This is a genomic window from Amycolatopsis acidiphila, from assembly GCF_021391495.1.
GTDB classification, from domain to species: domain Bacteria; phylum Actinomycetota; class Actinomycetes; order Mycobacteriales; family Pseudonocardiaceae; genus Amycolatopsis_E; species Amycolatopsis_E acidiphila.
Map to the genome: position 1 here is coordinate 4805147 of NZ_CP090063.1, position 18376 is coordinate 4823522.

The 18376-nt window shown below is 71.7% G+C and carries 19 protein-coding genes and 2 pseudogenes; 8 read left to right on the forward strand and 13 right to left on the reverse strand.

The annotated features are described in order from the left end of the window. Nucleotides 1–14 precede the first annotated feature (14 nt). Together LWP59_RS41145 and LWP59_RS23465 are read right to left on the reverse strand one after the other, a co-directional pair. Nucleotides 15–197, reverse strand: a pseudogene (locus tag LWP59_RS41145) (hypothetical protein); the annotation flags it as partial. 24 nt (nt 198–221) lie between these two features. After that, nucleotides 222–743, reverse strand: coding sequence for a pyridoxamine 5'-phosphate oxidase family protein (locus tag LWP59_RS23465; protein WP_144637450.1), 522 nt, complete (start codon nt 741–743; stop codon nt 222–224). A 229-nt stretch (nt 744–972) separates the two neighbouring features. Between LWP59_RS23465 and LWP59_RS40420 the strand changes: the two genes are divergently transcribed. Both LWP59_RS40420 and LWP59_RS23470 read left to right on the forward strand, forming a co-directional pair. Next, nucleotides 973–1104, forward strand: coding sequence for a hypothetical protein (locus LWP59_RS40420; RefSeq protein ID WP_267903756.1), 132 nt, complete (start codon nt 973–975; stop codon nt 1102–1104). Between the two features lie 174 nt (nt 1105–1278). After that, entirely contained in the window at nt 1279–1446 is a 168-nt protein-coding gene (locus LWP59_RS23470) for a hypothetical protein (protein ID WP_186383198.1), read from the forward strand. Here LWP59_RS23470 and LWP59_RS23475 read toward each other — a convergent pair. From LWP59_RS23475 to LWP59_RS23485, 3 genes are read right to left on the reverse strand one after another with little or no spacing between them, the layout of a single operon-like run. Further along, nucleotides 1398–2783 (reverse strand): MFS transporter, encoded by a 1386-nt coding sequence (locus tag LWP59_RS23475; protein ID WP_144637452.1) that lies wholly within the window; start codon nt 2781–2783, stop codon nt 1398–1400. The genes LWP59_RS23470 and LWP59_RS23475 overlap by 49 nt on opposite strands. Before the next feature lie 34 nt (nt 2784–2817). Then, entirely contained in the window at nt 2818–4272 is a 1455-nt protein-coding gene (gene tcuA / locus LWP59_RS23480; RefSeq protein ID WP_144637454.1) for an FAD-dependent tricarballylate dehydrogenase TcuA, read from the reverse strand. Between the two features lie 21 nt (nt 4273–4293). Next, on the reverse strand, nt 4294–5403 hold the full coding sequence (locus LWP59_RS23485) for a PrpF domain-containing protein (protein WP_144637456.1): 1110 nt from the start codon (nt 5401–5403) through the stop codon (nt 4294–4296). Between the two features lie 81 nt (nt 5404–5484). On the opposite strand from LWP59_RS23485, the gene LWP59_RS23490 reads away from it, so the two are divergent. The 5 genes from LWP59_RS23490 to LWP59_RS23510 all read left to right on the forward strand — a co-directional run bounded on the left by LWP59_RS23490 (nt 5485) and on the right by LWP59_RS23510 (nt 8632). Further along, a complete protein-coding gene (locus LWP59_RS23490; protein ID WP_144637458.1) occupies nt 5485–6438 on the forward strand; it encodes a LysR family transcriptional regulator in 954 nt (317 codons plus the stop codon). Between the two features lie 61 nt (nt 6439–6499). Beyond that, nucleotides 6500–6679, forward strand: a complete 180-nt coding sequence (locus LWP59_RS23495) for a ribbon-helix-helix domain-containing protein (protein ID WP_144637460.1) — start codon at nt 6500–6502, stop codon at nt 6677–6679. Nucleotide 6680: 1 nt separating this feature from the next. After that, nucleotides 6681–7025 carry a VOC family protein gene (locus tag LWP59_RS23500; RefSeq protein WP_144637462.1) on the forward strand — a complete coding sequence of 115 codons (345 nt, stop codon included), beginning with the start codon at nt 6681–6683 and terminating at the stop codon, nt 7023–7025. Between the two features lie 9 nt (nt 7026–7034). Next, entirely contained in the window at nt 7035–7892 is an 858-nt protein-coding gene (locus LWP59_RS23505; protein WP_144637464.1) for a class I SAM-dependent methyltransferase, read from the forward strand. Nucleotides 7893–8059: 167 nt separating this feature from the next. Next, entirely contained in the window at nt 8060–8632 is a 573-nt protein-coding gene (locus LWP59_RS23510; RefSeq protein WP_144637466.1) for a TIGR03086 family metal-binding protein, read from the forward strand. Between the two features lie 530 nt (nt 8633–9162). On the opposite strand, the gene LWP59_RS23515 is transcribed toward LWP59_RS23510, so the two are convergent. Continuing rightward, complete coding sequence (locus LWP59_RS23515; protein ID WP_229857182.1) at nt 9163–10086, reverse strand: AraC family transcriptional regulator; 924 nt, start codon at nt 10084–10086, stop codon at nt 9163–9165. A gap of 238 nt (nt 10087–10324) precedes the next feature. Here LWP59_RS23515 and LWP59_RS23520 point away from each other — a divergent pair, with 238 nt between their 5' ends. After that, nucleotides 10325–11305 (forward strand): aldo/keto reductase, encoded by a 981-nt coding sequence (locus LWP59_RS23520; RefSeq protein ID WP_229857180.1) that lies wholly within the window; start codon nt 10325–10327, stop codon nt 11303–11305. Nucleotides 11306–11420: 115 nt separating this feature from the next. Here the strand turns inward: LWP59_RS23520 and LWP59_RS23525 are convergent, their stop codons facing one another. The 7 genes and pseudogenes from LWP59_RS23525 to LWP59_RS23550 form a co-directional block, all read right to left on the reverse strand. After that, entirely contained in the window at nt 11421–11753 is a 333-nt protein-coding gene (locus LWP59_RS23525; RefSeq protein ID WP_144637470.1) for a pyrroline-5-carboxylate reductase family protein, read from the reverse strand. Nucleotides 11754–11876: 123 nt separating this feature from the next. Beyond that, nucleotides 11877–12083: a pyrroline-5-carboxylate reductase family protein gene (locus LWP59_RS23530; protein WP_144637472.1), complete on the reverse strand. Its 207-nt coding sequence runs from the start codon at nt 12081–12083 to the stop codon at nt 11877–11879. Beyond that, nucleotides 12080–12622 carry a proline racemase family protein gene (locus tag LWP59_RS40425; protein ID WP_222425505.1) on the reverse strand — a complete coding sequence of 181 codons (543 nt, stop codon included), beginning with the start codon at nt 12620–12622 and terminating at the stop codon, nt 12080–12082. Before LWP59_RS40425 ends, LWP59_RS23530 begins: the two co-directional genes overlap by 4 nt. A gap of 73 nt (nt 12623–12695) precedes the next feature. After that, a pseudogene (locus LWP59_RS41150) lies at nt 12696–12983 on the reverse strand (proline racemase family protein); the annotation flags it as partial. Between the two features lie 180 nt (nt 12984–13163). After that, nucleotides 13164–15926: a bifunctional YncE family protein/alkaline phosphatase family protein gene (locus LWP59_RS23540; protein ID WP_144637474.1), complete on the reverse strand. Its 2763-nt coding sequence runs from the start codon at nt 15924–15926 to the stop codon at nt 13164–13166. Nucleotides 15927–15930: 4 nt separating this feature from the next. Beyond that, on the reverse strand, nt 15931–17286 hold the full coding sequence (locus LWP59_RS23545; protein WP_144637476.1) for an ABC transporter permease: 1356 nt from the start codon (nt 17284–17286) through the stop codon (nt 15931–15933). Continuing rightward, nucleotides 17283–18230, reverse strand: coding sequence for an ABC transporter ATP-binding protein (locus tag LWP59_RS23550; RefSeq protein WP_144637477.1), 948 nt, complete (start codon nt 18228–18230; stop codon nt 17283–17285). The genes LWP59_RS23545 and LWP59_RS23550 overlap by 4 nt, the downstream gene beginning before the upstream one ends. Nucleotides 18231–18376: the final 146 nt, after the last annotated feature.

The window sequence follows — 18376 nt, forward strand, 5'->3', positions numbered from 1 at the left end:
CCGGCCGCGGCGAGCATCGCGCCCAGTTCGGTCGCGACGCGCAGGGTGTCCCCGTGCTCGGCCCCCTGGGACCGCTGTCGCATGAGGCGGAGCCGTTCGAGGTTGTGCACGGCCTTGTCGTGCCTGCCGGAAAGCGCTTTTTCCCGCGCGTCCCGCACCGCGCTCCTCGCCGCCCACTCGAACATCCGGCCCGGCATGGCCCATGATGCCCGAAGGCCGCCTCAGCGTTCGAAACGCCAGCGGGTCGCCCCCGACGGCTCGCTGGTCGCGACGCCCACCACGGTGTGGAACACGAAGCGGTAGAGGTGCCAGGGCGGCGGGCCGGCGCTCGGCGCGCTGAAGGGCGCGGTCAGCGCGTCCCCCTGGACCTCGGCGGGCCAGCCGCCCGCGCGGTACCCGGCCGCGGCTCGTTCGAGCACGTCGGGATCGGTCACCCGCTGGGCCGACCCGTCGAGCACCAGGTCGATGCCCGGCATCCGCACCGAGATCGTGCACACCGGGTTCGACGCGAGGTCTCGTGCCTTCCGGGCCCGCGGGTTGCTGGTGAAGTACAGGTCGCCGTCCAGCCACTGCGCGCCGACCCCGGCGGCGTGGGGCGTGCCGTCCGGCCGGCAGGTGCCGAGGAAGTACGTGACCTCGGCCGTCGGGTCCGCCGCCAGTGCGGAACGGGCGCGGTGCCAGTCCAGTTCGGGTGAGCCGTAGCGGTCGAGGTTCGTCGTCTCGGCGGGAGTCGTTTCAGTCATGACCGGACAGACCGCGGCGGTGCCGGAAACTCATCGGGGCCCGCGTTCGGGCTCTACCACGAGTTCTCCGCGGAGGTGTCGGCGTGGAGGTCGGTTCCGCCCGGCCCGATCCCCCTCGTTCGTCCACTTCAGACTCAGCGACACCCGGCGTATCGTCGGCCTGGAGCGACGCCGATGGTTCGGGAGGCAGAGCTGATGACTCCCGGGCCGGCCTCGCAAGGCGACCGCGTTGACCCTCGACCTCGGGCGGCGGCTGCGCCCGTTCGTGACCCCGGACGACCCGGCCGCCGTCGAATCGATCATCCGGGAGCGCACCGGCCTCGGCCCGGCCGAGAACGGTGAACGCGGACCGTTCAGCTGAGCGCTGCCGACGAGCGCGCTCGGCGCCGACGCGGTCGCCCTCGACGTTCCGCTGCCCGGCCGGTGCATCGAGCACGAGAGCATCCGCTGGTGAGGGGAAGACGGGCATGGACAACGGGTTCACGGTCGACCCGGACGCGCCGCCGTCTTCGCCGGCGGCCTCGCACCATTCATCATGACCGCACTACTCGCCGCCACCGGCTCCTCCTGGTCGGTGTCGCTCTACATCATCGCCTGCGCCGCCCTGACCTTCGTCGCCCTAGCGACCATCAAGGAACGCTTCCAGCGGGACCTCTACGAGACGTCCGACGCCCCGGCCCGCCGGGAGCTCACGGCAGGCTGACCCGCTTCCTCGTGCGGGCTGGTGAGGTTCTCCAGGTTGCGCATCCCGGTACGGGGGCCGAAGAACCCGACGGTCACGGCGACCACCAGCCAGCACGCTCCGATGTAGACGAACACGGGCAGGTAGCCGAACGCGCCGAAGATCGCCGCCACGATCAGCGGCCCGACGATGTTGCTCAGCCTGCCGAGGCCGTAGACCAGGCCGTTGCCGGAGTTGCGCAGCTCGGTCGGGTACAGCTCCGGGGTGTAGGCGTAGAGCAGGGCGGCGAAGGTCTGGATGAGCGCGTTGACGCAGAAGCCGAACGCGACGATCGCGATCACGTTGAAGGTGAGCCCGTAGGCGATCCCGCAGACCGCGACGGCGACCGACACGAGCACGATCGGCAGCTTGCGGCCGAAGCGGTCGGAGATCGTCCAGGCCAACAGCGCGCCCGGCACCGCGCCCAGTGTCGTCAGCGCCGAGAAGGTCAGGCTGTGCACGAGGTTGAAGCCGTGCTCGGCGAGCAGGGTCGGCACCCAGGAGACGAACCCGTAGAACCCCAGTGTCTGGAACACCCACGCAACAGCAAGCATCAGCGTCCGGCGCCCGAGGCGGCCGGAGAGCAGGGCCCGGTAGGGCACCTTGGCCGGCTCGGGATCGTCGCGCAGCACGGGGTCCGGGAGCGTGCCGTGCTCCCGCTCGATCGTCTGGACCACTTCGTCCGCGCGTGCCGTCTTCCCGTGGCGCAGCAGCCATCGCGGGCTTTCCGGCAGGCGCGCGATGAGGGGCAGCGCGAGCAGGCCGAGGCCGCCGAACACGAACACCAGCCGCCACGCGCCCTCGCCGACCGGGATCACGCCCCGCGCGGTGAACGACATGACCGGGATGCCCAGCAGGCCGATGGCCATCACCCCGGCCTGCATCCGCCCGCGGTGCGCCGCCGGCATGGTCTCGGAGATGTAGGTCGTGGCCGCGACCGTCATCGCGGCCAGCCCCACGCCGGTCAGCAGGCGAGCGGCCGCCAGTGCGGGCACCGTGGACACGACGGCGTTCAGCAGCGAGAAGGCGGAGAAGGCGGTCACCGAGATCAGCAGGGCGCGCCGCCGTCCGAGCCGGTCGGCGAGTCTGCCGCCGAGCACCGCGCCGAGGAACATGCCGAGGAACGACGCGGACGTCACGTACGCGATGTCGTCGACGGACACGTGCAACTGCTCCTTCAGCGCCGGTGCGGCGTAGGCGAAGGTGTTGAGGTCGCCGAACTCGAAGACGAACGCCACCGCGAGCGCGTAGAGCACTCGCCGGTGGAAGCGGCCGATCGGCAGCCGGTCCAGGCGCGCGGCCAGCTGGGCTGAGGTCATGAGCTCCGTCCTCCTTGACGGGTGGGAACTTCGGTCAGGCCGCGGCGCTGCGGCCGGCACGCCGGCCGAAGACCGAGCCCGCGGTGAGCCCGGAGCCGCCCGGGTAGTTGAAGAAGAACAGCCCGCCGACGAGCTCGCCGGCCGCGAACAGGCCCGGGACGGTCCGCCCCGCGGTGTCCAGGACCGCGCCGCCCTCGTCGATGCGCAGGCCGCCGAAGGTGAAGGTGATGCCGCAGGTGACCGGGAACGCGACATACGGTGGCGTGTCCAGCGGCTGTGCCCAGTTCGACTTCGCCGGGCTGATGCCCTCGGTGTGCTTGCCGTCCTTGACGGTGGGGTTGAACCGCTCGCCGGTCACGGCCCGGTTGAACTCCTCGACGGTGCGGACGAGGCCGCCCTGGTCGATGCCGAGCTCCTTGGCCAGCCCGTCGAGGGTGTCCGACTCGACCTTGGTCACGCCGGGCGCCTGGTACTCCTCCGGCCGCAGCAGGTCCATGGCCTTCGCGTCGAAGACCTGGACGGCGCGCCCGCCGGGTTCGCGGAGGATCCGCGCGCCGTACTTGGCGTAGGTGTAGTTGCGGAAGTCCGCGCCCTCGTCGACGAACCGCTTTCCCTCGGCGTTGACGATGATGCCGAACGGGTAGCCGCCCCGGGTGAGCTGGTTGGTCAGGTCGCGGTCGCCGATGGTGCCCGCGCCGGCGTCCCACGCGACGGAGTGGCAGCCGCTGAAGTTGCCGAACGGCTGGGCGCCCGCGGCCAGTGCCATGGTGATCCCGTCGCCGGTGTTGTAGGGCGTGCCGCGCACGAGCGCCAGATCCCAGCCGGGACCGAGGTAGGCCGAGCGCATCGCCGGGTTGGCCTCGAAACCGCCGCTGGCGAGCACGACGCTGCGTGCCTCGATCCGCTCGCCACCGGCGAGGCGGACGCCGCGCACGTCACCGGCATCTCCGGTGAGCAGCCCCGTCACGTGGGCGTCGAAGCGCACGACGACATCGCGCTCCGCCGCCGCGCGCAGGTGGTCGGCGATCATGCCCTTGCCGCCGCCGACGGCGCCGACGGCGAGGCCGCCCCAGAACCGGAACCGGCCGTCCACCTCGTAGGCCTGCCGGTGGAACATCAGCTCGAAGCGCAGGCCCAGCTCGTGCAGCCAGCCCATGGTCGCACGGGACTCGCCCACCAGGATCTCCGCCAGGCGCGGGTCGCAGCGCCCCTCGGTGACCCGGCGCAGATCGCCGAGGAACTCGCTCTCCGGATAGGGGTCGAGGTCGATCCGGTCGGTGGCGGGCGGTTCGATGATCCCGGCCACGTCGTCCAGTCCGTTGTGGACGGTGCGCATCGCGCCCGCGGTGAAGTAGCTGTTGCCGCCCGCCCACTCGCGGGGCGCCTTCTCCAGCAGCAGCACCCGCGCACCGTGCTCGCGCGCCGACTGGGCGGCGCAGAACCCGGCGTTCCCGCCGCCCACCACGACGACGTCCCAACTCTCGCTCATCTCGTTCCTCACACTCGGTTTTCAGGCGGGCAACGGCACCAGCGCCGGTTCGGGCACGGAGATCTCCGCGACCGCGATCCGCCGCGCGGCTCGTTGCATGCGCACGGCGCGCAGCGCGCCGCCGGCGTCGCGCTCGACGCCGACGGTGACGACCCCCGCCGGCGTGCCCAGGCGCAGCACGGCGGGCGACCGGTGGCCCATCGCCCGGGCGACCACGCCATCCGCGACGCAGGTCGCCGCGGCGATGGCCACCGCGGAGGTCAGCCCGACCGCCGGGTGCGGCGCGAGCATCGACAACATCCGGACCGCGAGGTCGTAGTCCCCGGCGGCGACCGGCGTGCCGTCCGCCGCGAGGTAGTCGACGGGCGGCGCGACGATGCCGGTCTTGGGGATGGCGTGGTCCACGGGGCTCCCCGCCGTGGCGAGCCCCATCCGCAGCGCGGCCTCCCGGCGCAGCCGGATGAGCTCGGGCACCACCGGGGCAAGCCCGTCGACGGGCTCCCCGCCGGTCAGGCCGAACGCGGCCGCGTCGATCAGCGCCGCGGGCGCGCCCGCGTCGACCAGGGTGGCCGCCACCGGCAGGGCGTCGACCGGGTTTCCGGTCGGCAGCAACGATCCCGTCGCGGCGCCCGCCGGGTCGAGGAACGTCAGCTCGATGCCCACCCCGCCGACCGCAGCGCCGGGAACGAAGACCTCGCCGGACTCCGGCACCGCGCCGTCGCCGGTGTCGACGGTGGCCGAGAGCAGGGTGCCGGTGTTGATGTTGCGAAGGCGGACCGTGGTGTGCCCGGCGCGCACCGGGACCAGGCCCGTCAACAGGGCGTAGAGACCGATCGCGGTGGCGCAGTTGCCGCAGTTGCTGCCCCATTCGACGCGGCGCGCCCCGATGCCGACCTGGGCGAACTCGTAGTCGACGTCGATCCCGGGCAGGTCGGACCGGCGCACGATCGCCGCCTTCGACGTCGTCGAGGTCGCCCCGCCGACGCCGTCGAGCTGGCGCGGGTCGCCGGAGCCGAACGCCGCCGCCAGCAACGTGTCCGCGTCGCCACCCGCCGCCGCCACGGCCGCCGCGTCGAACAACCAGCATTTGCTGGTGCCGCCTCGCATCCAGGTGCCACGCAGGTATCGCATGCACCGACGATGCGGCACAGCAGCGTTGAGTACAATCTCGAATACGTTCATGCCCCTTTAGCTGAAGTTAAGGCTTGTGCGATGACCTTCGACGTCCGGCGGATGCTGCTGCTCGCGCAGGTCGCGCGGCAGGGATCCATCACGGGTGCGGCGGCGGCGCTGAACTACACGCCGTCGGCCGTGTCGCAGCAGATCAGCAGGCTCGAGGCGGAGGCGGGCCAGCCGTTGCTGGACCGGCGCGCGCGCGGCATCACGCTGACCGACGCGGGGCGTGCGGTACTCGTGCACGCCGAGCGCATCGACCGCGAGCTGCGGGCGGCGCGCACGGAGCTGGACGACCTGGCGGGCCTGCGCGAGGGCACGTTGCGGATCGGCACGTTCCCCACCGTCGCCGCGTCCTTCCTGCCGCTGGTGGTGCGCGAGTTCCGCGCCCGGCACCCCGGGGTGGAGCTGATCGTGCGCAGCTCGCGCAACGCGGGACTGGTCGAACTGCTCGACAGCCACGAGGTCGAGCTGTCGCTGCTGTGGGACTACGAATGGCGCCGCCTGGCCGACCCGGGCCTCGACATCACTTATCTGCTCGACGATCCGACGACGCTGATCGTGTCCACGGCCCACCGGCTGGCCGGCCGGAAGTCCACCACCTTCGCCGAGCTGGCCGGGGAGCAGTGGATCGTGCGCGACGACCATCCCGTCGCCGAGGTGCTGACGCGCAGTTGTCACGCGGCCGGCTTCGAACCGTCGATCGCCTACCGCGCGCACGACTACCAGGAGGCGCAGGCGATGGCCGCGGTCGGGATCGGCATCGCGCTGGCCCCGCGGCTGGCGCTGACCGGGCTGCGCGACGACGTCACGACGGTGGCACTGGGCCCGTCCGCCCCGGCCCGCCGCATCCTGCTCGCCACCGTCCAGCACCACCGGCCCACCCCGGCCGCCGCGGCACTGCGGGCGGTGTTCCTCGCCACGGCGGCCAACCTGCGCGACGCGGGCGGAAACCTCGACCACGCCGTCCGGCGGGCGGCGCCACGGCCCTGAGCCCGGCACGGGACGTCCGCGGGTCTAGCGAGCAAGCTTTCTAGGATGCTAGCCTCCTAGAGTGGGCGATGAGGACGTCAAGCAGTTCAACGTGTACCTGCCGATCGGGTTGATCAAGCAGGTCAAGCACCACGCCATCGAGTCGGGCTCGTCCCTCTCGGCGCTGGTCGCGGACGCGCTGCGCACCTACCTCGACACCACCGCCGGCCAACGACAGCAACCACTCGGGAAGGACACCTGAGATGACCACTGACGGGATCGAGGCCGTGTTCCTCGAAACGCACAACTGGGGCAAGGCCGCGAAGTTCTTCCAGGCCCTGGGTTTCAAGCTGGAGTTCGAGACCGACCACAGCTCCGGGCAGCTGCGCAACGGGGACGGCCCGTACGTGTTCATCGCCGAGGTGCCCGAGGACCGCGAGCCCCGGACCCGGATCGCCCTGAAGGTGCCCGATGCCGACGCGTTCCGCCCCGACCCGGCCGTCGAGGTGGTCACCCCGTTCACGGAAACCCATTGGGGCGCCAGGGAAATGACCGTTCGCGACTCCGACGGCCGGCTCTGGAGCCTGCAGGCCCCGGCCGGGAGCTGAGCGGCCGCCGTGGTTGACGGACAAGGAGAGCCGCCCGACGGCACGGCCGTGCGCGTCGCCCTCTGGCGGGCGATGCACCTCGACGTGGACGCGCCGCCGCACGTGCTCGAAGACGAGATCGGCAGGCGGCTCGTCGCCCCCGCCGAGGGCTGGCGGCGGCGACCGGACATGGATCCGGCTGCCACCAAGGGTTTCCGGGCGGCCGTCGTCGCCCGTGCGCGGTTCATCGAGGACCTGGTCACCGAGCAGGCCGCACTCGGCGTCGGCCAGTACGTCATCCTCGGGGCCGGCCTGGACACCTTCGCCCAGCGCAATCCGGAGGTCGCCACCCGGCTCCGGGTGTTCGAGATCGACCAGCCCGCCACCGTCGACTGGAAGCGCCGGCGGCTGCTCGAACTCGGTTACGCCATCCCCGACCGGCTGCGGCTGGTGCCGGTCGACTTCGAGGCGGGCGAGTCCTGGCCGGACGAGCTGATCGCCGCCGGCTTCGACCCCGGCCTGCCCGCGGTCGTCGTCTCGACCGGTGTCAGCCTGTACCTCACGAAGGACGCCACAGCGGCCACGCTGCGCCGGATCGCCGGGCTCGCCGCAGGCTCCACGCTGGCCATGACCTTCATGCTGCCCACCGATCTTCTCGACGATGCCGACCGCGCCGGGCTCCGGCAGAGCGCACAGGGTGCGAAGGCTTCGGGCACGCCGTTCATCAGCTTCTACACCCCGCAGGAGATGCTGACCCTGGCCCGCGAAAGCGGTTTCTCCAACGCCCGGCACGTGCCGGGAGCCACGTTGGCCGAGCGCTACTTCGCCGGCCGTCCCGACGGGCTCCGCCCGTCGAGCGGCGAGGACTTCCTGCTGGCCACCACGTAGCGGTGCAGGGCTTTTCACAGTCCGGGCGTCTGGTCGCCGCCCGGGCGAGCAGCCGCGTCGAGGATGCTTGTTCACCCGATCTCCAGGTTCGACTCGTGACGGCGGCGCACCACGGTACGTCGCGATGACAGTTGCCGAAACTATAAGCACGTGCATACTATCTGCTTATGCACATCACCGAACTGAACCGCGCCGTCGTGCTGACGAGTGTGTCGGTGGCCTCCCGGGTCCGCCCCGCGGATCTGGCCCGGCCGACGCCGTGCGCGGGTTGGTCGGTCACCGACCTGCTGGCGCACATGAGCGTCCAGCATCACGGGTTCGCGGCGGCGGCACGCGGCGAGCAGGCTCGCTGGGAGCCGCGGGCCGCGGCGGATCCGGTCGCCGACTACCTGTCGGCCTCGGCCGAGGTGCTCCAGGCTTTCGCCGGTGCGGACCGCCCGTTCTCCCTACCGGAAATCGGTCCGGCACCCTTTCCCGCCGAGCAGGCGATCGGGTTCCACTTCATCGACTATGTGGTGCACAGCTGGGACCTGGCCCGTGCGGTGGGCACCTCGGTGTCGTTCGACAACGAGGTGCTCGAACCGGCGCTCGGCATCGCCCGCTTCGTCCCCGGCGGCGCCGCTCGCACCCGCCCGGGCGCGGCGTTCGCGCCGGCACTGTCCGAACGGGACGGTGGCCTGCTCGACCAGATCCTCGTGCTGCTGGGCCGTTCCCCGGACTGGCCGGAGCCGGTCCGGTAGCCGGGCGGTGAGCAGGAGGCCCCACTACGGCGGGATCGGTACCCACAACTCGACCTGGTCGCGCCCGGCGGTAGAACTCGACGAGCGGCCGTCCCGGATCCGGCGTCACGGCCCGCCGGAGCTCGCTCATCCCGGCGCCGATCCGGGGGTAGATCTCGCCCGGCTCACCCACCAGGCTGCCTCGCAGGTACCACCCGCCGGGCAGCGTCCCCACCGCCAGGCCGATCCCGGCCGGGTTGTCCCCGTCCTTGATCGGCGTGCAGACGGTGTACGTTCCCGCACCCTCGTCGATCCGGGCGAACATCCTGTGGCCGCGCAGCCCGACCAGCCGCTCGAATGACGGCCAGAGGGCTTGGATCCGGGGCAGCTCGTCGGCTGTCGTCTGTTCCATGACCGCGATGTCGCGGCGCCGGATGCGAGCGGGAGGCGGATGCAGCACGGAAGACGGCACGAAGGCCAATCAAGCACGCGACGCCAGATCGCAAGCGAGCCGAGAACTTCCCCGCGGGCGGCCAGACGGCTACATCCCGTCACGGCAGCTGCCGGACGCCCTGGGGAGCGGTGCCCGCGCGCAGCCGTGCGGCGTCCTGGCCCGGTGGCGCGCCGAAGAGCCTGCGGTACTCGCGGCTGAACTGCGTCGGGCTGTCGTAGCCGACGAGATGCCCGACCCCGGCGACGCCGCCCGGCCGGGCCACCAGCAGCGAGCGCGCCTCCTGCAGCCGGATGCGCTTCTGGAACTGCAGCGGGCTCATCACCGTCACCGCGCGGAAGTGCCGGTGGAACGCCGACGGGCTCATCGCTGCCAGCCGGGCCAGCTCGGCGATCCGCACCGGCTCGGCGTAGTTGTCCCTTATCCACCGGATCGCCCGGCTCACCTGGGAAAGCCCGCTGTCGGCGAGGCCGATCTGGCGGATCATCCCGCCGTGCGGGCCGGTGAGCAGCCACCACAGGATCTCCCGCTCGACGAGCGGGGCGAGCACGGGCGCGTCCGCGGGATGGTCGAGCAGCCGCAGCAGCCGGGCCACGGCGTCGAGCAGCTCCGGCCCGGCCTCGCCGGTCGCGATCGCCGTCGTGCTGCGGGAGCGTGGTTCGGCCGGGGCCGCCAGCAGCAGCGGGGCGATGACGGCCGGGCGCAGCACCAGCCCCACGCCCAGCGCCGGGGTCCGCGGGGTGGCGCCTAGGAAGTGGCCGGTGACGGGCAGGTCGGCGGTGACCACGAGACACTGCCCCGCCCGGTAGGTGAACACCTCCTCGCCGAGCAGCAACCGTTTACCGCCCTGTGCCAGCACGACCAGCAGCGGCTCGGTCAGCGAATGGTCCGGCTCCGCGGTCGCGATGGCCGACAGCAGCAACCCGTCGATCGGGGTCCGCAGATCGGGCCGGGCGTGCGTGGCGACGAGGTCGCGGATCTCGGCCAGGAGGTCGGGGCTGGTGCGCACACCCCACGCAAGCACGCGTGGCGCCATCGCACGAGCCCGATCGGGGCGAAGCCGAGAGGATCAGGCAAGAGGCCGAGCGGATCGGCCTACCGCGCGCACGTTATCCGCGTGACGATGTGAGGACCAATTCCGAAGCCCCAGAAGGAAGTCTCATGCCGCTCGATCACTACGTCACGCTCGGCCGCGGCGGACTGCGGGTCAGCCCGTTCGCCCTCGGCGCGATGACCTTCGGCGAGGATCCCGGCGGCGCCGGGTGCAGCGTCGAGGAGTCGGAGAAGATCCTCGCGACCTACTCGACCGGGGCGGGAACTTCGTCGACACCGCGAACTTCTACACCAACGGCCATTCGGAGAAGATCCTCGGCGACTTCTTCGCCGCCCGGCCCGGCCGGCGCGCGCACGTGGTGCTGGCGTCGAAGTTCTTCGGCAACCTCTTCCCCGGCGACCCCAACAGCGGCGGCGCGGGCCGCGGCGCGATCATCGCCCAGCTGGAGGAGACCCTGCGCCGGCTGCGGACCGACTACCTGGACCTGTACTGGCTGCACAACTGGGACCGCCACACCCCGGTCGAGGAGACCGTGCGCGCCCTCGACGACCTGGTGCGGGCGGGCAAGATCCGCTACCTCGGGTTCTCCAACACGCCGGGCTGGGTGACCGCGCAGGCGCAGACGACGGCCCTGCTGAGGGGCTGGACACCGCTGATCGCGCTGCAGGTCGAGTACTCGCTGCTGGCCCGCACCGTGGAGGGCGAGCTCGCCCCGCTCGCGCTCGACCAGGGCATGGCGCTGGTCCCGGGGAGCCCGCTGAAGAACGGCTTCCTGTCCGGCAAGTACCGGCGCGACGCCGAGGTCACCGACTCCGCCCGCGCCGCGTACGTCGGCGGCCCGAGTGAGGAGGAGTTCCGGGTGATCGACGCCGTCGCCGCGATCGCCGACGAGCTGGGCACCACCTCGGCGGCGGTGTCGCTGGCGTGGTTGCGTGCCCGCGAAGGAACCGTCGTGCCGATCGTCGGCGCCCGCCGGGTGGAGCACCTGGAGAGCAACCTCGCCGCACTGGAGGTGACCCTCGCGCCCGCACAGCTGCGCACGCTGGACGAGGTTTCCGCGCCGGTGCTCCGCTATCCCGCGCCGATGCACGGCGCCCTGCGCGCGATGCTGCAGTTCGCGGGCACCACCGTCGACGGCGAACACTCCGACGTCTACCCGCCCCTGCTGCAGAGCCACGTCCGCTACTGAGTTGTCCACTTCGGACTACAGGTCCCGGGCCGCCACGGCCCCGGCCATGACCGCCCGCGGACCGCGCGGTCCTCGAACTCGCGGATCGCGGCGATGGTCATCCCACCCGGGCTGCTCACCGCCGCGCGCAGCCCGACGGGGTCCTGCCCGGTTCCCGCAACATCGCCGCGGCGCCCTCGGCCGTCGCGACGACCAGCTCCTCCGCCAGCGGTCGCCGCAGGCCGAGCAGCACCCCGGCGTCGATCAGGGCTTCGACCAGGTGGTAGCAGTACGCCGGGCCGCTGCCGGACAGCGCGGTGACGGCGTCCAGCTGGCCTTCGGGGACCGGGATCACCCGGCCGACCGGCTCGAGCAGCGCCTGGACCCGGTCGAGGTCGCCGGCGCCGGCATGAGTGCCGGCGCTGATCCCGATGACGCCCTTGCCCACCGCGACCGGCGTGTCGGGCATGCACCGCACCACGGCGGGCTTCGTCGCCAGGGCGTTCTCGATCCGCTCGGTGGTGACGGCGCCGACACGATCAGGTGCCGGTCGGTCACGTCGTCCGCGAGCCGGGCGAGGGCTTGACGGCGATCAGCACCGTCGCGGCCTCCCGCACCGCGGGGCGAGGCCGGTCACCGCGACCCCGTACTTCTCGGTGAGGTGGGCGGCCCGCGCCGGGGTCTGCTCGACCACGACGACCTCCCCGGGGGTGAGCCCCGGCCGCTCCCCCGCGAGCAGGCCGGCCAGCAGCGCCTCGCCCATGTTGCCGCCACCGATGATCGCCAGCGTCCTCTTCACAGCATGAACCCCGTTCCCACTTGGTCGTGCCGGTCAAGGCTCGACTCGTGGGTGAACGCCTGCCCAGGCTCCAGCCTGCCGTCGGCGGCCAGCAGCGCCATCCGCGCGGAGGTGCCCGAGCCGCACGGCGAGCGGCCCACCTGCCCGTCGGCGAACACGGTCACGTTGCGCTGGTGCGGGCCGTCGCGGGTCTGCCCCAGGTCGTCGTAGAGCATCGTCGCGTAGACGCCGCCGAGCCGGCTGTCCTCGGGATGGCGCGCCCAGTTCGTGTCGTTGACCGCCCACTTGATCTCGCGGCTGATCGCGAGCAGCTCCGCGTAGTGCTCGGGACGCACGCTCAGGCCCACCGCGGGCGCGGGCACCGAGGCGTAGATCGCGCCGCCGTAGCTGACGTCGGCGTGCACCACGCCGCGTTCGGTCGCCACCTCGACGTCCCGGCCCAGCACGTAGGAGTCGACGTTGCGGAAGGTCACCCGGGTCACCACACCGCGCTCCCGGGTCACCACGGCGGTGACCCGGCCGGACGGGACGTCCAGCACCCACGTCGGTGGTCCCGTCCGGCGCCGCGGGCACCCGGCCGGTGTCGACCGCCCAGGCGCCGAGCGCGATCGTGCCGTGCCCGCACGCGGTGGAGTAGCCGTCCTTGTGCCAGAAGAGGACGCCGGAATGAGCGCCGTCGTCGTCGGGCGGGACGAGGAAGCAGCCGTACATGGCGGCATGGCCGCGCGGCTCCCGCACCAGCAGCTGCCGCACGGCGTCGATCTCGGCCGAGGACTGTGCCGCGGCACGCCGTTCGAGGACGCTGGCGCCGGGAACGACGAGCACCCCGGCGGTGACGATGCGGAACGGCTCGCCCGCGGTGTGGTAGTCGGTGGTGCACACATTGTCCACAATGGACATCAATGGCCTCCGGACCGTGGTGGAGCTGCCGGGCAGCAGTTCGCCTTCGTAGTTTCTATGGCAAGAGACAGCACATGGTAATTTCCACTACCGAAGGCCGGGAGGGTCACCGGGCACACAACGAAAAGTGGGCCCCCGGCCGGCAGTCACGCCGGCCAGGGGCCCACTCGGTGTCAGAACTCAGCCGTCGGAGTCCGAGGACGGGAGGTAGGCACCGGGCACCTGGTCCGGCGCGTAGACCTTGTCCTCACCCGGGTAGGGCTGCTGCCACCCGTGCGTCTGGTACCAGGTGAAGTGGTTCATCTGCGCGGGGTTGGCGTAGTCGGCAACGGCATCCGGCCCGGTCAGGCGCTGGTGTGCCTGCCAGTCCGTCCATTGAGCCGCCACCTGCTGCTTGTCCGCCGGCACCGTGGTCGACGGCACGGCAGCGGCCGCGGGGTCCGGCGGCGCGGGGGTGTCCGCGCCACAGGCCGGCTGCGGCGACACACCCGAGGTCAGCGAGGTCCGGTTCGGCACCGCGTCGAACGGCGTGAAGTCCGGCTTCTGGGTGAACGCCGCGCTCATCGGCGTGGCCGCGCTGTCCTTCTGGTTCATCGGCTGCACCCCGAGGATCTGCTCGATGGTGCGGATCATCGTGATCTGCGAGTAGTAGGTGTTGTCGACAACGCCGTGCTGGGCGTAGGGACTGATGATCTGCACCGGGGCACGGTGGCCGTCGACGTGGTCGAGGCCGGCCTGGGAGTCGTCCTCGACGACGAAGATCGCCGAGTCCTTCCAGTACTGGCTGTGCGTGATGGTGTCGACCATCTCGCCGAGCGCGAGGTCGTTGTCGGCCACCTGCGCGGCCGGGTCGGCCGGGCCACCGGTGTGGTCGCTGGAGAGCCAGAACATGTTCAGGTTGGCCGGGCCGTTCTTCTCGAAGTCGTTCTTCCACGTCTGGTACCGGTAGATGTCCGGGATCGAGGTGTCGAACTTCGGGAAGCCGGGCACCGACACGTTGTTGAGCGACGGGATCGGCGAGGACGAGACCAGCGGGTAAGCCGTCGGCTGCCCGGTCGCCTGCATGTTCTTGGTGTCGCAGTACAGGTTCTGCCAGCTCGCCCCGGCCGGCTTGGTCAGGAACTGCTGGAACTCGCCGAAGTCCCGCACGGTGTTCCCGGCCGCCTGTGCACCGGTCCAGAGGAAACCGGAGCTCTGGTGGCCCAGCGCGTCGTCCTCGGTGTCGTAGCTGCGCAGGTACTCGCCTGCCGAGGACTCGGTGTACTCCGAGTCGTCGGCCTGCATCAGCCAGTTGTGGCCTTCGGCGGAGTTCGTGCCGATGTCGTAGGTGTTGTCGTAGAGCCCGAACTGCTGCTCCAGCGCGTGCTGGTTCGGCGTCACGTTCTCGCCGAACTGGGCCAGCGCCGGATCGCCGTTGCCGCGCGGGTCGTCACCGAACAACTGGTCGTAGGTCCGGTTCTCCTTGACGATCAGGAAGACGTGCTTGATCGTCGACGGGTCGCCGAGCTTCTGCGGGACCGGCACGGGCTTCTTGTCGCCCTTGCCCTTGGCGGCCTGGACCGAGTTGTCGGTCCAGCCGTTCTGCTGGAAGACCTTCGCCGTGTAGCCGCGGATGGCACGGTCGTCCGGCAGCGTGAACCTCTGCACGCTGGAGGTCGTGTCATGGGTGCCGTGCCCGGCCGCCGTGGTCGGGCGCAGCGCGTCGATACCGCGGGTGTTGGACACCACGACGTCCTTGCCGACCGTGGTGATCGCCGTCGGGAAGTAGTCCGTCGGCAGCAGGCCGACGTAGCCGACCGGCTCCTGCGCCTTGGTGTAGCGGTACACGGCGACCGCGTTGGCACGGCCGAGGGTCACCAGCAGATGACCGTCGTCGGTGAGGGTGATCCCGTCCGGCTCGTAACCGACCGAGGCCGCCGGCCACGGCTGGGTGGCGATGGTCTGGACGACCTTGTTCTTGGCGGTGTCGATGACGGAGATGTCGTTGCTGTTCGTGTTGGCGACGAACAGCGTCCCGTTCTTGGCGTACAGGGCCGTCGGGTGCAGGCCGACGTCGATGCTCTTGGCGGCGGCGGACGGGTTCGCCAGGTCGATGACGCTGACCGTGCCGGTGGTGGTGGCGCCGGTGACCGGGCTGGCAGGCACCTGCGTGTTGTAGGAGTTCAGCGTGGGCTCGCCGGGCAGCGCCGGGCGGCCGCCTTCGTTGCTGACGTAGAGCTTCCTGCCGATCTGGACCAGGTCACGCGGGGCGTTGCCCACGGCCCAGCTCTGCTGGATCACCCCGGTCCCCGCGTTGATGGCGACGACGCGGTTCTGGCCGTTGACCGCGGCGTACACGGTCCCGCCGTCGGGCGAGAACACCGCTTGGGCCACCAGCGCGTGCTTGGCCCCGTCGGCCGGGATCTTGACCGACGTCGGGTTGGCCACCGTGCCGTCCGGGTTCACCGTGAACCGGGTGTAGCCGTCGGTCTGCGCGATCCACAGCGTCTTGCCGTCGGGCGAGTACGTGGGTCCTTCCTGGCCCACGTCGTTCCCGCTGATCTTGAGGTTCGCCGTCGCGGAGTTGCCGACGAGCTGCTGCACCTTCCAGTTCTTGAGATCGACGATGGTGAGCGCGATCCCGCCGTCGGTGGTCAGTGCCGCCAGGTGACCGCCGTCCGGGCTGACCGATGAGGCCATGATCTTGCCGTTGTCGACGACGAGGCGGTCGCCGATCGGGTCGAGGTACTGGTCGCTGGAGATGACCTCGCCCTTGTCGGTGTGCTGGCCGACCTGGTCGTCGCCGAACCCCTGCGTCGAGGCGAAACCGATGCCACTGCCCGCGGCGACGAGGGCGAGTGTCGCGGAGCCGGCTGTCGCGAGGCGCAGCCGACGACCACTGCGGTGACCGAGAAGGCCGGAACGGCCCTTCCCGACACGCCGTCTGCGGCGTGTTACCTGCATTGAGTTATCCCTTCGGGGTGGAGGAGAGCAGCTCGACATTCCCGTCGAACTGCCAAAGGGGGTTTGGTTCGTCCCCGGTAGGGGTGCGCACCTGGAAGTAGCCGTTCACTTCCTTCGGCCCGTCGCCGTCGGCGACGTACCGCCCGTCTGAGGTGAGGTCGAGCTGGTAGATGGCGTTGCCGGTGGCCGCGGTGCCGGGCAGGTGCCACGAGACGACGCAACGCCAGTCGTTGCCCGGGCCCTCGGGAGCGACCAGGCCGTCGCCCTTGGTGCAGGCCGCAGTGGCCGCCAGCTGCTCCTCGGCGACGTCGGGGCGGTTGAGTTGCCCGGCCTGCAGGCGGTACAGGTGCGCGAAGGCCGTGGCGACCGATCGCTGCACCTTGTCCTGCCCGATCCCCGAACCCAGGGACGGGGTCGACACGGCGATGACCCCGACCGTGACGGCGAGGAGTCCGGCCAGCGGCAGGGCGCCGGCGGTGAGCGCGCGGCGTCCCGAACCGTCGGAGGTGAGGTTGGTGAAGTCGCGCCGCAGGAAGAGCAGGTAGGCCAGCGCGGTCGCGACCACGGCCCACACCAGGCTGACCCCGACGCCGACGAGGAGCGGGCCGAGCTGCGCGGGGCTGGTGAACAGGCCGCTCCAGGCGATGAAGGCATAGCCGGGCAGGGCGAGGCGTACCGCGACGGGCAGTGGCAGCATCTGGGCGAGCTGCATGGCGAGGGCGACGAGCGCGGGCAGCAGCAGCCCCATCGGGGACCGTCCTAACGCGACCGACCCGAGCAGCCCGACCGCGGCGAGGGCCAGCGTCGGGGCCAGTGCGCAGACCCACGCGAGCAGGACCCTCCCGGCGGCGTCGCCCGGGCTCAGCAGGTGGCCGTCGAGGCCGGCCAGTGGGTGGTCGCCGACCGCCAGGATCCCGCCGACGATGCCGGAACAGGCCAGCCCGGCCACGAGCAGCAGGATGACGGTGAGGCTGGCCAGTGCCTTCGCCACGAAGATCCGCCGGTACGAGCGGACCGCCACCAGCAGATGGCGCCAGGTGCCGAGCCGGTCCTCGGCGGCGAACACGTCACCGGCGATCAGCGAGGTCAGCAGCGGAAGTCCCCACGAGCCGGAGAAACCGAGCAGCACCAGCGGCCCGGCCCAGCCCGTGGCGTGCATCCAGCGGCCGAAGACGGTGTCCGAGGGCAGTGAGCTCTGCCGGCTCACGGCGGCGACGAACAGCGCCGGCGCGAGCCAGCAGACGAGGACCAGCAGGCGTACCCGCCATTGGGAGAGCAGCTTGACCAGCTCGAAGCGGTAGCCGCGCGCCACCGAGATCGGGGCGGCCGGTGCGGGGGCCTCGGTGGCGGTCGCGGTCATCGGCTGATCTCTTCCTGTTCGGTGAGGGCGAGGAACGCGGCCTCCAGCGGGGACACCACCGGCGCGAGCTCCCGCACCGCGATGTCCGCCCGCACGAGCCGCGCCACCAGCTCGTCGAGGGCGGGCACCAGCGTGCGCACCACGAGCACCTCGGCGTCCTGCCGCACTCCGGCGTCGGCGCCCTCGACGACGCGGACCCCGGCGGTGCCGAGCGCCAGGCGGCGGGCGGCCTGCGGGTCGGAGGTGCGCAGCCGGTAGTCGAGCTCCCGGTTCTCGGCGGAGAGCTTGCTCAGCGGGCCGGAGAAGAGGACCCGCCCGGTGGCGAGGATGGTGACCTCGGAGCACAGCGCCTCGAGGTCGTCCATCCGGTGGCTGGAGAGCACGACGGCGGTGCCGTCCACGGCCAGCCGGTCGAGCACGCCGTGGACGTGCTTCTTGCCGGCCGGGTCGAGCCCGTTGGCGGGCTCGTCGAGCACCAGCAGCCGGGGCCGGGTGAGCAGGGCCGCGGCGAGGCCGAGCCGCTGACGCATGCCGAGGGAGAAGCCGCGGACCCGGTCGTCGGCGACATCGGTGAGCCCGACCTCGTCGAGCACGTCGTCGATCCCGGCCGTCCGCGCGTCGCGGGTGCGCAGAGCGGCCAGCGCGGCGAGGTTCTGCCGGGCGGTGAGCGAGGGGTAGAGGCCGGGGCCGTCGACGAAACCGGCGACCCCGTCGGGCGCCGCGAGCGCCCGGCCGACCGGCGTCCCCAGGATCTCGAGGCGGCCTTCGTCGGCGACCGCGAGGCCCAGCAGCAGGCCGAGCAACGTCGTCTTCCCGGCTCCGTTCGGGCCGACCAGCCCGTGGATCTGCCCCTGTGCCACATCGAGATCGAGGCAGTCGAGCGCGACGACGTCGCCGAAGCATCTCGTGATCCCGCGGGCCCGGACTGCGAGGGGTGTGTCCATCGTTCCCTCAACTCTCGTTTCACAACCTGCGTCAGGAACCTAGGGAGAGCAAATGACGCGGGCAGGCCACGAAGGTGAACGGGGGTGGAACGAGAGCCGACCGGCGGCCGCCGCGTCCGCGCCCGGCGGGAAACCGCGGGCGTTGA

Excerpts from the sequence above, each read along its gene's own strand:
- LWP59_RS23465 (WP_144637450.1), bottom strand. The coding sequence starts at position 743 with ATGACTGAAACGACTCCCGCCGAGACGACGAACCTCGACCGCTACGGC.
- LWP59_RS23470 (WP_186383198.1), top strand. The coding sequence starts at position 1,279 with ATGACCGCACTACTCGCCGCCACCGGCTCCTCCTGGTCGGTGTCGCTC.
- LWP59_RS23475 (WP_144637452.1), bottom strand. The coding sequence starts at position 2,783 with ATGACCTCAGCCCAGCTGGCCGCGCGCCTGGACCGGCTGCCGATCGGC.
- tcuA (WP_144637454.1), bottom strand. The coding sequence starts at position 4,272 with ATGAGCGAGAGTTGGGACGTCGTCGTGGTGGGCGGCGGGAACGCCGGG.
- LWP59_RS23485 (WP_144637456.1), bottom strand. The coding sequence starts at position 5,403 with ATGCGATACCTGCGTGGCACCTGGATGCGAGGCGGCACCAGCAAATGC.
- LWP59_RS23490 (WP_144637458.1), top strand. The coding sequence starts at position 5,485 with ATGACCTTCGACGTCCGGCGGATGCTGCTGCTCGCGCAGGTCGCGCGG.
- LWP59_RS23500 (WP_144637462.1), top strand. The coding sequence starts at position 6,681 with ATGACCACTGACGGGATCGAGGCCGTGTTCCTCGAAACGCACAACTGG.
- LWP59_RS23510 (WP_144637466.1), top strand. The coding sequence starts at position 8,060 with ATGCACATCACCGAACTGAACCGCGCCGTCGTGCTGACGAGTGTGTCG.
- LWP59_RS23525 (WP_144637470.1), bottom strand. The coding sequence starts at position 11,753 with ATGCCCGACACGCCGGTCGCGGTGGGCAAGGGCGTCATCGGGATCAGC.
- LWP59_RS23540 (WP_144637474.1), bottom strand. The coding sequence starts at position 15,926 with ATGCAGGTAACACGCCGCAGACGGCGTGTCGGGAAGGGCCGTTCCGGC.
- LWP59_RS23545 (WP_144637476.1), bottom strand. The coding sequence starts at position 17,286 with ATGACCGCGACCGCCACCGAGGCCCCCGCACCGGCCGCCCCGATCTCG.
- LWP59_RS23550 (WP_144637477.1), bottom strand. The coding sequence starts at position 18,230 with ATGGACACACCCCTCGCAGTCCGGGCCCGCGGGATCACGAGATGCTTC.